General features: G+C 70.5%; 12 protein-coding genes. 7 read left to right on the top strand and 5 right to left on the bottom strand.

Translation table 11 applies throughout. The features are described 5' to 3' along the window. Positions 1-44: 44 nt before the first annotated feature. The 4 genes from ACMCNO_RS14705 to ACMCNO_RS14690 form a co-directional block, all read right to left on the bottom strand. Positions 45-332, bottom strand: a complete 288-nt coding sequence (locus ACMCNO_RS14705; protein WP_412749986.1) for a hypothetical protein — start codon at positions 330-332, stop codon at positions 45-47. Beyond that, a complete protein-coding gene (locus tag ACMCNO_RS14700; protein WP_412749985.1) occupies positions 329-1,162 on the bottom strand; it encodes a hypothetical protein in 834 nt (277 codons plus the stop codon). Before ACMCNO_RS14700 ends, ACMCNO_RS14705 begins: the two co-directional genes overlap by 4 nt. Positions 1,163-1,333: 171 nt before the next feature. Then, on the bottom strand, positions 1,334-2,635 hold the full coding sequence (locus ACMCNO_RS14695; protein ID WP_412749984.1) for an aspartate aminotransferase family protein: 1,302 nt from the start codon (positions 2,633-2,635) through the stop codon (positions 1,334-1,336). Positions 2,636-2,649: 14 nt separating this feature from the next. Further along, entirely contained in the window at positions 2,650-4,032 is a 1,383-nt protein-coding gene (locus tag ACMCNO_RS14690) for a PLP-dependent aminotransferase family protein (RefSeq protein WP_412749983.1), read from the bottom strand. A gap of 168 nt (positions 4,033-4,200) precedes the next feature. Between ACMCNO_RS14690 and ACMCNO_RS14685 the strand changes: the two genes are divergently transcribed. From ACMCNO_RS14685 to ACMCNO_RS14665, 5 genes are all read left to right on the top strand, one after another. Then, complete coding sequence (locus tag ACMCNO_RS14685; protein WP_412749982.1) at positions 4,201-5,040, top strand: nitrilase-related carbon-nitrogen hydrolase; 840 nt, start codon at positions 4,201-4,203, stop codon at positions 5,038-5,040. Next, entirely contained in the window at positions 5,037-6,437 is a 1,401-nt protein-coding gene (gene hydA / locus ACMCNO_RS14680; protein ID WP_412749981.1) for a dihydropyrimidinase, read from the top strand. Before ACMCNO_RS14685 ends, hydA begins: the two co-directional genes overlap by 4 nt. Before the next feature lie 10 nt (positions 6,438-6,447). After that, entirely contained in the window at positions 6,448-7,929 is a 1,482-nt protein-coding gene (locus ACMCNO_RS14675) for a CoA-acylating methylmalonate-semialdehyde dehydrogenase (protein WP_412749980.1), read from the top strand. Between the two features lie 18 nt (positions 7,930-7,947). Further along, positions 7,948-8,943: a TIGR03842 family LLM class F420-dependent oxidoreductase gene (locus tag ACMCNO_RS14670; protein ID WP_412753703.1), complete on the top strand. Its 996-nt coding sequence runs from the start codon at positions 7,948-7,950 to the stop codon at positions 8,941-8,943. 232 nt (positions 8,944-9,175) lie between these two features. Further along, positions 9,176-9,700: a hypothetical protein gene (locus ACMCNO_RS14665; RefSeq protein WP_412749979.1), complete on the top strand. Its 525-nt coding sequence runs from the start codon at positions 9,176-9,178 to the stop codon at positions 9,698-9,700. A 59-nt stretch (positions 9,701-9,759) separates the two neighbouring features. Here ACMCNO_RS14665 and ACMCNO_RS14660 read toward each other — a convergent pair whose 3' ends face one another. Then, positions 9,760-10,122, bottom strand: a complete 363-nt coding sequence (locus ACMCNO_RS14660) for a DUF4406 domain-containing protein (protein WP_412749978.1) — start codon at positions 10,120-10,122, stop codon at positions 9,760-9,762. A gap of 49 nt (positions 10,123-10,171) precedes the next feature. Between ACMCNO_RS14660 and ACMCNO_RS14655 the strand changes: the two genes are divergently transcribed. Together ACMCNO_RS14655 and ACMCNO_RS14650 are read left to right on the top strand one after the other, a co-directional pair. Continuing rightward, a complete protein-coding gene (locus ACMCNO_RS14655; protein ID WP_412749977.1) occupies positions 10,172-10,921 on the top strand; it encodes a DeoR/GlpR family DNA-binding transcription regulator in 750 nt (249 codons plus the stop codon). 86 nt (positions 10,922-11,007) lie between these two features. Next, complete coding sequence (locus ACMCNO_RS14650) at positions 11,008-11,796, top strand: maleylpyruvate isomerase family mycothiol-dependent enzyme (protein WP_412749976.1); 789 nt, start codon at positions 11,008-11,010, stop codon at positions 11,794-11,796. Positions 11,797-11,822 lie beyond the last annotated feature (26 nt).

The raw sequence follows: 11,822 nt of genomic DNA, 5'->3' as shown, positions 1-11,822 counted from the left end.
GTCACACCGGCACCATGAGCACCTGTGATCTTGGGGCTGTCCCCTCATTCCGGGGGCGGTAGGCGCGGTGGCGTGGAGTTCCGCAGGACGTATTGACGTCCCGGTGCGCCGTGGCTCGCCGGCTGCCCCGGCGCGGAATGCAGCGGTGCGATCTCCGTCCGGTCGAGCTCGCCGGTGATCTCGATCGTCGCGCCGGCAAGCGTGCCCCAGCCGGACCGGCTCTCGATGTATACCGGCAGGCCTTCGCCGACCAGTACCACCGCGCCGGCGGCGGCGTCGCCCGCGATGCCGCGCAACGTCACGCGCCGGCCGACGAGGTGGTCGATGGTCACGGGTGAAGCCGCCCGAACGTCACGGTGAAAACCTGGCGGTCGAAGTCCAGCAAGGGACGGGAGTAGTGCCGCAGCGTGCTCTGGTACACCTTCATCCCAGGCTCCGCGTGGTTCGCGTGCCACCAGTTCCCGGTGCCGTCATCCAGCCAACCGTAGTCGAAGTTGACATATCCCGGCTTCGCCCGGTAGCGGTACTCGGTCATGTCGACCTGGTCGGTCGCCGGATCCGGGCGGAACGCCTGCTCGGCCTGCTCGTCGGTCCACGACGGGTCCTGCTTGGAGTAGAAGCGCTTCGAGAAGATGACGGCGGTCCACTGGGAGGTCGGGCCGCCGGGCAGCGAGTCGGTGACATTGTCGATCCGGCTCAGCAGCGGGTCCTGCGCCACGGCCGTGACGAACTGGGCGCGGGTCGGGTTGGTGGCCAGGATGTCGTTGATCGCGTCCTGGACGTTGCGGGCGGTCGCGAACGTGCCGAAGGACATGTCGAGCGGCGGGTTGATGTTCCCGCGTTCCAGGTTGACGGTGGTGACGCCGATGCAGCCCCGGGCCAGGGCGTTTCTTTCCTCCGTGGTCATCGGCCGGCCGTACTTGCGCTCGAAGAGTGCGACGAACTCGTCGACCGACCAGGTCTTGGTGCTGACTCCCGGGGGCAGCGCCGGGGCCAACGGCGTCAGTTCCGTGGCGGTGGCCGCGTTGGCGTTGGCCACGGAGCGCTTCGCGGGCCCCGCCTCGGCGACCGGCGCCTGAGGTGCGGTCAGCGCCGGGGTGGGTGTGCGAGGGTCGGACTCCGTGGCCAGCGCGGGCGCCGCCATCACGGTAGAAAGACTCAAACCGGTTACAACAATGGCAAATGAGTGTAGGAGCCGCTTTGGCATTGATACCTCCCTATACAGACGGAAGGAACGTACACCGCATGTCCCGCTTGCGCAGCGGACCTCATCCTCTGAGGACGGTGACGTTCTCCACTCCCGCCCGTAACCCGGAAGCAATGAATTGGCTCATCACATCGCGGCGGCGTCCACGGTCCTGATCGCCTCGACCAGAATGGCCAGCCCCTCGCGGGCCTCGTCCTCGGTCAGCGTGAGCGGCGGCCCCATCCGCAGCACGTTGCCGTAGAGACCGCCCTTGCCGACCAGCAGGCCGCAGCGGCGGCACGCGTCGAACACGGCGACGGCGGCGGCCGGGTCCGGCTCGTTGCCACCGGGACGGACGAACTCGATGCCGATCATCAGTCCCCGGCCCCGCACCTCGGCCACGATGGAGCACGACGCCAGGGCCGCCCGCAGCCCGTCCAGCAGGATGGCGCCCACCCGGCGGGCGTTGGCCTGCAGGTCGTGGTCGAGCAGATAGTCCAGGACGGCGTTGCCGGCGGCGGTGGAGACCGGGTTGCCGCCGTACGTGGAGAAGCTGATCGCCGGGACCGCGTTCATCACGTCGGCGCGGCCGACCACGCCGCCGAGCGCGAACCCGTTGCCGATGCCCTTGGCGAACGTGATCAGATCCGGCTCGACGTCGTGCGCCTGATAGCCCCAGAAGTGGTCGCCGGTGCGCCCCCACCCCGTCTGCACCTCGTCCGCGATGAGCAGGATGCCGTGCGCGTCAAGCTCCTTCTTGTACGCCCCGAGCAGCCCGTCGGGCGCATGCACGAATCCGCCGACCCCCTGGATCGGCTCGGCGATGAGCGCGGCGACATCGCCCGCGGTGACCGTGGCGAGCACCTCGCGCAACTCGTCGACGGCCACCTCGACGTGGTCGGCGTCGGAGAGTCCGCGCATGCGACCGCGTACCCGGTCGCCGGAGGGCAGCCAGGCCACCTGCAGCGGGCTCAGTGAGCTGGCCGACCAGCTGCGGTGGCCGGTGATCGCCATCGTGGCGAACGTCCGGCCGTGGTAGCTGTTCTTGACCGCGAGGATCTGGTTGGAACGCCGGATATTGGTGGCCATCAGCAGCGCGGTCTCGTTCGCCTCGGTGCCGGAGTTGGTGAAGAACACCCGCGCGTCCGGGATCCCGGAGAGCCGGGCGATCTTCTCGGCCAGCTCCACCTGCTGGCGGATCAGGTACAGCGTGGACGTGTGCACGACACCGGTGGCGAGCTGCTCGGACACCGCCGCGGAGATCTCCGGGATGTCGTACCCGATCATGTTGGTCAGCACGCCCCCGAAGAAGTCGAGGTACGAGCGCCCGGCGGCGTCGACCACCCGGCGTCCCGAGCCGGAGACGATCTCCAGCGGTTCGTCGCCGTAGTACAGCGGCATCCACGTCGGCAACACGGCCCGGTGCCGGGCCAGCAGATCGTCCGTCATCGCGCAACCTTTCGTCAGCGCCAGCCGCGCGGGTGCGGGCGGGCTCGGGAACCGGAACCGTTGCCACCGGCGGGGCCGGCCGCCGCGGCCAGGATGTCGGCGAGGTCGTCGTAGCCGTCGCGGACCAGGCCCACGGTCAGCCGGACATGATCGCCGCCGCCGGCCGGGGACACCAGGAACGGCGTACCCGGAGCGACGCCGATGCCGTGCCCGGCGAGGGTGACCATGGCCCGCTGCTGGTCGTCGACCGGCAGCCACAGGTTGATGCCGTCCGCGGCGTCGGCCGCCACGCCGCGATCGGCCAGCGCGGACAGCAGGGCGGCGCGGCGCCGGGCGTACTCGTCGCGGGCGTTCGCGACCGTGGCGATCGCGTCCGGCGAGGTCAGCAGGTCGAGCAGGACGGCCTGCAGGATGCGGCTGGACCAGCCGGGGCCGAGCAGCCGCCGGTCGGCCACCGCGTCGATCAGCTCGGCCGGGCCGCCGACCGCGGCCAGCCGCAGGTCCGGCCCGTGGCTCTTGGAGAAGCCGGCCACGTGCACGGTCCGGCCGGCCAGGCGGGTGCCGAGACTGACCGGCGGGGCGGACGCGATGTCTCCCGCGTGGTCGTCCTCGACGACCGTCACCCGCGGATGCGCGGCCAGCACGGCCGCCAGCTCCCGGGCCCGCGCGGGCGACATGCTCACCCCGGTCGGGTTGTGGGCCCGCGGTTGCAGGAACAACGCCACCGGATCGCACTGGGACAACGCCTCGGTCAGGGCGGCGACCGACAGGCCGCCCGAATCCAGCGGCACACCGACCACGGTTGCCCCGGCCGCGTCGAGCAGGTCGAGCACCGGCGGAAACGCCGGGTTCTCCACCAGCACGTGGTCGCCGAACCGCACGGCGATCCCGATGATCCGGTCCAGCGCGTCCATCGCGCCGTCGACCACGGTCAGCCGCTGCGGCGCGAACGGCCACCGCGCCCGCAGCGCGGCGTCGAGCGCGGGCAGGACCGGCGCGTCGAGATAGCTGGTCGTCAGTCGCCCGTCACCGATGCGGCGCAGCGCGTCGGTGACGTCCGGCAGCAGATCATGATCGGGTACGCCGGTGGAGAGGTCCCGCGGCAATCCGGCCGACGTGCTGCCGAGTTGCGCGTACCGCAGGCGGGTGCGGCCGGACGCGGCACCGGTCACGAACGTCCCGGACCGTCCCCGGGTCTGGATCGCACCGGCCCTGGCCAGGCTCCCCCACGCCTCGCTGACCGTCGTCGGGCTGACCCCGAGGGACCGGGCCAGGTCCCGCACGGTCGGCAGCCGGGTGCCCGCGACCAGGGTGCCCGCGGTGACGAGACGGCTCACGGCGGCCGCGATTCCGCGGGCGCTGCGGTCGTCGACGGCCTCCGCGATGAGCGCCAGCAAGGACCAGCTCCCAAACATTCCGTAGCAGTAGGGTCTTTGTACGCCAGGATCTGTGTCGTAGTGTCCTACGGTATCCGGCCCCGATGTCAAGCCGAGGAGCGGACGACAGCTGCAGGTCGGACGATCACAACGATGGTGATCCACGCCGTACCGAGGAGGGGCTGCTCCATGACCGATGTCGTTCGGGCCGCTCTCGTCCAGACCAGCTGGACGGGCGACAAGGAATCGATGATCAAGGCGCACGAGGACTACGCCCGCGACGCGGCCGCGCAGGGCGCGAAGGTGATCTGCTTCCAGGAACTCTTCTACGGCCCGTACTTCTGCCAGGTCCAGGACGCGAAGTTCTACGAGTACGCCGAAGCGATCCCCGGACCCACGACCGAACGCTTCCAGGCCCTCGCGGCCGAACTCGGCATGGTGATGGTCCTGCCCATGTACGAGCAGGAGCAGCCCGGCGTCCTCTACAACACCGCGGCGGTCGTCGACGCGGACGGCTCGTACCTCGGCAAGTACCGCAAGCACCACATTCCGCAGGTCAAGGGCTTCTGGGAGAAGTTCTACTTCCGGCCCGGCAACCTCGGCTACCCGGTGTTCGACACCGCGGTCGGCAAGGTCGGCGTCTACATCTGCTACGACCGGCACTTCCCCGAGGGCTGGCGCGCCCTCGGCCTGAACGGCGCCCAGATCGTCTTCAACCCGTCCGCCACCAGCCGCGGCCTGTCCAGCTATCTGTGGCAGCTGGAGCAGCCGGCCAGTGCGGTGGCCAACGAGTACTTCGTCGGTGCGATCAACCGGACCGGCATCGAGGACCTCGGCGACAACGACTTCTACGGCCAGTCGTACTTCGTCGACCCGGAGGGCAGATTCGTCGGCGAGGTCGCCGACACGCACAATCCGGAGCTGATCGTCCGCGACCTGGACATGAGCCTGCTGGGCACGGTCCGCGACCGCTGGCAGTTCTACCGCGACCGCCGCCCGGACAGCTACCAGGGACTGGTGAACCCGTGACCACGCTGATCAAGGGCGGCCTGGTCATCGGCCCCACCGGCGCCGGCCACGCCGACGTCCTCGTCGACGGCGAGACGATCGCCGCGCTGTACGCACCCGGCCGCGGCCCCTCCGACGTCGAGACGATCGACGCCACCGGCAAGTACGTCATCCCCGGCGCCATCGACGCACACACCCACATGCAGCTGCCCTTCGGCGGCACCGAGGCCAGCGACACGTTCGACACCGGCACCCGGGCGGCGGCGATCGGCGGCACCACCACGATCATCGACTTCGCGGTCCAGCGCTACGGCGAGGTCGTGCACGACAGCCTGGCCGCCTGGCACGCCAAGGCCGACGGCAACTGCCACATCGACTACGCGTTCCACATGATCCTCGGCGGCGTCGACGACGAGTCGCTCAAGGCCATGGACCGGCTCGTCACCGACGAGGGGATCAGCAGCTTCAAGCTGTTCATGGCGTACCCCGGGGTGTTCTACAGCGACGACGGGCAGATCCTGCGGGCGATGCAGAAGGCCCGCGGCAACGGGTCGATGATCATGATGCACGCGGAGAACGGCCCGGCCATCGACGTGCTGGTCCAGCAGGCCCTGCAACGCGGCGAGACGGACCCGATCTACCACGGCCTGACCCGGCCCCAGGAGCTGGAGGCCGAGGCGACCAGCCGGGCGATCTGGCTGGCCGCGGTCGCCGCGGACTGCCCGCTGTACATCGTGCACCTGTCCGCGTCCAAGGCCCTCGAACAGGTCAAGGCGGCCCGCGACCTGGGCCGCAACGTGTTCGCCGAGACCTGCCCGCAGTATCTGTACCTGACGCTGGAGGACCAGCTCGGCGCGCCCGGCTTCGAGGGCGCCAAGTGGGTGTGCTCGACGCCGCTGCGCTCGGGCAAACAGAGCCACCGCGCCGACCTGTGGCGGGGCCTGCGCACCAACGACCTGTCGGTGGTCTCCACCGACCACTGCCCGTTCTGCATGAAGGACCAGAAGGAGCTGGGGCTCGGCGACTTCTCGAAGATCCCGAACGGGATCGGCGGCGTCGAGCACCGCGTCGACCTGCTCTACCAGGGTGTCGTGGACGGCAAGCTGTCGCTGGCCCGCTGGGTGGAGACCATCGCCACCACGCCCGCCCGGATGTTCGGCCTGTACCCGAAGAAGGGCGTCATCGCGCCCGGCTCGGACGCCGACATCGTGGTCTACGACCCCGGCGCGCGGACCCGGATCAGCGTCGAGACGCATCACATGAACATGGACCACTCCGCGTGGGAGGGCTGGGAGATCGACGGCGGCGTGGACACCGTCCTGTCCCGCGGCACGGTCGTCGCGCGCGGCGGCACCTACTCCGGCCGGGCCGGTCACGGCCGTTTCGTCAAGCGCGGGCTTTCCGACTACCTGCTCTAAAGGGGGGCGCATGCGCGCGATCGATCACTGGATCAACGGCAGGACCCGGCCGGGTACGAGTGGACGGCAGTTGCCGGTCTGGGACCCGGCGACCGGCGAGCAGCAGGCGTACGTGGTCGCGGCCACCGCGGCGGAGACCGATGCGGCCGTGGCGACCGCGCTGGCCGCGTACCCGCAATGGCGGGCGCAGTCGCTGAGCCGCCGCGCGGAGGTGATGTTCCGCTTCCGCGAGCTGGTCGACGCGAACCGCAAGGAGATCGCGTCGCTGGTCAGCGCCGAGCACGGCAAGACCGTGGCCGACGCCGAGGGTGAGGTGGCCCGCGGCCTGGAGAACATCGAGTTCGCCACCGGCGCGCCGCATCTGCTCAAGGGCGGATACAGCGAACAGGCGTCGAACGGCGTGGACGTGTACTCGATCCGGCAGCCGCTCGGCGTGGTCGCCGGGATCACCCCGTTCAACTTCCCCGCCATGGTGCCGATGTGGATGTTCGCCAACGCGCTCGTCTGCGGCAACACCTTCGTGCTCAAGCCCAGCGAGAAGGACCCGTCGGTGTCGCTGCTGCTGGCCGACCTGCTGCACCAGGCCGGGCTGCCCGACGGCGTGTTCAACGTGGTCCAGGGTGACGTCGAGGCGGTGGAGGCGCTCATCGCGCACCCGGACGTGCAGGCGCTCAGCTTCGTCGGCTCCACCCCCGTGGCGAAGTCGATCTACCAGCGCGGCACCGCCGCGGGCAAGCGGGTGCAGGCCCTCGGCGGCGCGAAGAACCACATGGTCGTGCTACCGGACGCGGACATTTCCGCGGCCGCCGACGCCGCGGTCTCCGCCGGGTACGGCTCGGCCGGCGAGCGCTGCATGGCCATCTCGGTGGTGGTGGCGGTCGGTGGCAGCGCCGACCCGCTGGTCGACGCGATCAAGGACCGGATCGGCCGGATCGCGGTCGGCCCGGCCACCGACCCGTCGGCCGAGATGGGCCCGCTGATCAGCCGCGAGCATCGCGACAAGGTGGCGGCGTATCTCGACCACGACGGCATCGACGTCGTGGTCGACGGCCGCAACGCACCGATCGCGCAGGAGCCGGGCTTCTTCCTCGGCGCGTCACTGGTGGACAAGGTGCCGACCGACTCGCCGCTCTACACCGACGAGATCTTCGGCCCGGTGCTGTCGGTCGTCCGGGTCGACACGTACGACGAGGCGCTGCACCTGGTCAACGCGAACGAGTTCGGCAACGGGTGCGCCATCTTCACCCGCGACGGCGGCGCCGCCCGGCAGTTCCAGTACGACGCCGTGTGCGGCATGGTCGGCGTCAACGTGCCCGTGCCGGTGCCGGTCGCCTACTACAGCTTCGGCGGCTGGAAGTCCTCGCTCTTCGGCGACCTGCACATGTACGGACCGGACGGCATCCAGTTCTACACCCGCGGCAAGGTCGTCACCTCCCGCTGGCCCGACCCGGCCACCTCCGAGGTCGACCTCGGCTTCCCGAAAGTGCGGTGAGCAATGCCCGCCAAGAGCATGGACATCGGGGTCGTCCTGCAGAACGACCCGCCCGCCATGGGCGTCGTCGAACTGGCGAAGAAGGCCGACGCCGCCGGGTTCAGCCACGTGTGGACGTTCGACTCGCACGTGCTCTGGCAGGAGCCGTTCGTCATCTACTCCAAGATCCTGGACGAGACGTCCCGCGTCGTCGTCGGACCGATGGTGACCAATCCCGGCACCCGCGACTGGACGGTCACCGCGTCGCTGTTCGCCACGCTCAACGAGATGTACGGCAACCGCACCATCTGCGGTATCGGCCGGGGCGACTCGGCGCTGCGGGTGCTCGGCGCGCAGCCGCAGACGCTGGGTCAGCTGCGGGAGGCCGTACAGGTGATCAGAGGGCTGGGCAACGGGGAGCAGGTCACGCTCCGCGGCCAGCAGTTGCGGTTCGCCTGGGCGCCGGACAGCCGGCTCGACGTCTGGGTGGCCGCGTACGGTCCCAAGGCCCTGGCCGTGGCCGGCGAGGTGGGTGACGGCTACATCCTGCAGCTCGCCGACCCGGACATCGCGGAATGGATGATCAAGGCGGTCCGCACCGCGGCCGCGAAGGCCGGGCGCGACCCGGCGGCCATCAAGTTCTGCGTGGCCGCGCCCGCCTACGTGGGCGACGACATCGCGCACCAGCGGGACCAGACCCGCTGGTTCGGCGGCATGGTCGGCAACCACGTCGCCGACATCGTCGCCCGCTACGGCGGCGACGGCGCGGTGCCGCAGGTGCTGACGGACTACATCAAGGAACGCCAGGGCTACGACTACGCCGAGCACGGCCGGGCCGGGAACTCGCACGCCACGTTCGTGCCGGACGAGGTGGTCGACCGGTTCTGCGTGCTCGGCCCGGTCGAGAACCACCTCAAGCGACTGTCCGAACTCAAGGACCTCGGCGTCGACCAGTTCGCCGTCTACCTGCAGCACGATGCCAAGGAGTCGACGCTGGCCGCATACGGCGAGCACATCATCCCGGCACTGCCGTAACACCCGCCGGCATGGAAACGGCGCCCGCCGAACGGCAGGGCCGAAAGTCCCCTGCCCGGTGCACGGCCGGGGCCCCGACCGGCCCGCCCAGGTCGGGATCTTCAGCCCGCGCCGATCAGGCCCTTACGCACGTCCAGCCACCGCAGCGCCGACCGATGATCTAGGTGCACATCGAGGAAGTCGGAAGGCGCACGGAAGGGGCAGGACAATGAGGTCGCGCAGGATCGCCAGCGTGCTGATGGCTTTGGTCGGGGCCGGGATGGTCGCGGCCGGCCCGGTGCTGGTGTACGAGGGCGTGCACGGACAGAGCATGATCACCGACGAGCTGACCGCTCAGAAGATCACGTTCCCGGCGGAGCGGGCCCAGCTTCCCGACGGACTGAAGGAGTACGCCGGACAGCAGGTCACCACGGGCAGCGACGCGAAGGCATACGCCGACCTGATCGCCGAACACGTCGCGAAGGCGACCGGCGGCAAGACCTACTCGCAGGTCTCCGAGGAATGGATCGCCGGCGGCCGCAAGGACGCGCAGCTCGCGCAGGTGCGGCAGACCGCGTTCATGGGCGAGACGCTGCGCGGTTCCCTGCTGAGCGCCTACCAGGCCGAGCAGGTCACCTGGCTGGTCATCGGGCTCGGCGGACTGTTCATGGCACTCGGCGCCGTGGCCGGCGTGACCGCGTACAGCATGCGACCCCGCAGGATCGTGGTCCCGGCCTCCCCCGAGGCGCTGGTCAGCCGGCACCTGCCCGTCAGCTGACACCGCGCCTGGAGAACGAGGGCCGTCCCCCACCGGGGCGGCCCCCGTTCGCGTTCTCCTCAGGCGGGCTGGTAGTCAGGGATGTCCTCGACGCTGTGGTAGACGGGCAGACCCCGTTGCTGGGCGATCCGGACGTCCTGGTCGGCGCCGGTGGACTCACCGGGCAACCGCAGCACCGCGTCGCAGTGCCGCAGCAGGCGCTCCGCGGTCGGGTACATGACCTGGTCAGCGACCGGGTCGGTCGGCCCGTTGCCGCCCGCACCGCGCACCACCGGCAGGGCGACCCACTCCCCGATCATCGGTACGTGGCCACTGCGGAAGATCGGCCACGCCGCCTCCTCCAGCCGGGCCAGGTTGCGCGCCATCAACTCCGGGTCGTCACCGGTGCCCGAGCGGTAGGGCCCCGCGATCAAAATCATCATGCCGGGTACCGTAGTGTGCAAGACTCGGCAAAAACAAGGAGGAACGTGCATGCTGGCCGCTCAACGCCGGGACCTGCTGCTCGAACGCCTACGCGCCGACGGCCGGATCGTCGCCAAGGACCTGGCCACCGAACTGGGCATCTCCGAGGACAGCATCCGCCGCGACCTTCGCGACCTCGCCGCAGCGGGCCTGTGCCAGCGCGTGTACGGCGGTGCGCTGCCCGCCTCGCCCGCGATCGCCGACTACGCGGCCCGCCAGGGCGTCGCGGTGTCCGGCAAGCAACGCGTCGCGGCCGCCGCGGCCGCGCTGGTCGCCCCGGGCACCACCGCGATCCTCGACGGCGGCACCACCGCGCTCGCCGTCGCCCGCGCGCTGCCCATCGGCCTGCGGGCCACCGTCGTGACGCACAGCCCCACCGTGGCGAGCGCGTTGGCCGATCACCGCGACATCGAGGTCTACCTCATCGGCGGACGGCTGTTCAAACACTCGATGGTGGCCTGTGGCGCCGCTGCCATGGAAGCCGCACGGGGCCTGCACGCCGACCTCTTCCTGCTCGGCGTGACCGGCGTCCACCCCGAAACGGGGCTCACCACGGATGACGCCGACGAGGCCGCGATGAAGCGTGCCCTCGCGCGCCAGGCCGCCGACACGTACATCCTCGCGAGCTCGGAGAAGATCGGCGCGGCATCGCGATTCGGGGTGCTGCCGCTGGCCGACGTCGCCGGGATCGTCACCGATGCTCCCGCGGACAACCCGACGGTACGCGCGCTCAGCACCCGGATCATCCACGCCGCCTGACGATGCGGCCCGTTACCCCACTTCACGCGCGCGCCACGCCCACCCGGTACCGCGTGCCCGCCCGTGACTGGACCTAGGTTTGACGCATGACGACACTTGCCGGCCGCACGATCGCGGCCCTGCGCAGCGAGCACGACGTCTTGGCGAGCACGGTCCCCGCGCTCTCCGCCGAGCAGCTCACCGGCGCGTCCGGCGCCTCCGAGTGGAGCATCGCCGATGTCCTCTCCCATCTGGGCAGCGGCGCCGAAATCACACTCACCAGCCTGCAGGCGGCGCTGGGTGAGGCGCAGGCCCCCGGGCCGGACTTCAACCAGGGCGTCTGGGACCGGTGGAACGCGCTGAGTCCACAAGACCAGGCCACCGGCTCGCTCCGGTCCGACGAGGCACTGGTCACGGCACTCGAGAACGTTCCGGAACAGCGCCACGACGACCTCCAGGTCAGGGTCGGCTTCCTGCCCGACCCGCTGCCGCTCGCGGCGTTCGCCGCCCTGCGGCTCAGCGAGGTGGCCCAGCACAGCTGGGACGTCCGCGTCGGCATCGACCCGGCGGCGACACTCGCCGACGTGTCCGCCCAGCTACTCGCCGAGCACCTCAGCGGCAGCCTCGGCTTTCTGCTCGGCTTCATCGGCAAATCCGACGCGGCACCCGAGCACGCCGTGGTCGACATCAGCGGGACGCCCTACCGCATCGCGCTCGACGACGGGGTTCGATTCACCACCGCCGACCTGCCCGCGACGGCGACGTTCGCCGGTCCGCTGGAGTCCGCGCTGCGGCTCATCTACGGCCGGCTCACCCCGGAACACACACCGGCCCACCTCGAGGTGACCGGGAACATCTCGCTCGACCAGCTCCGCGCCGTCTTCCCCGGCTTCTGACCGACGGCAGGGGCTTCTGACCGACG

This window comes from Krasilnikovia sp. M28-CT-15, from assembly GCF_047159595.1.
GTDB lineage: Bacteria > Actinomycetota > Actinomycetes > Mycobacteriales > Micromonosporaceae > Actinoplanes.
Note: the sequence above shows the minus strand (reverse complement) of the source record. Positions and strands in the feature narration are given on the sequence as shown.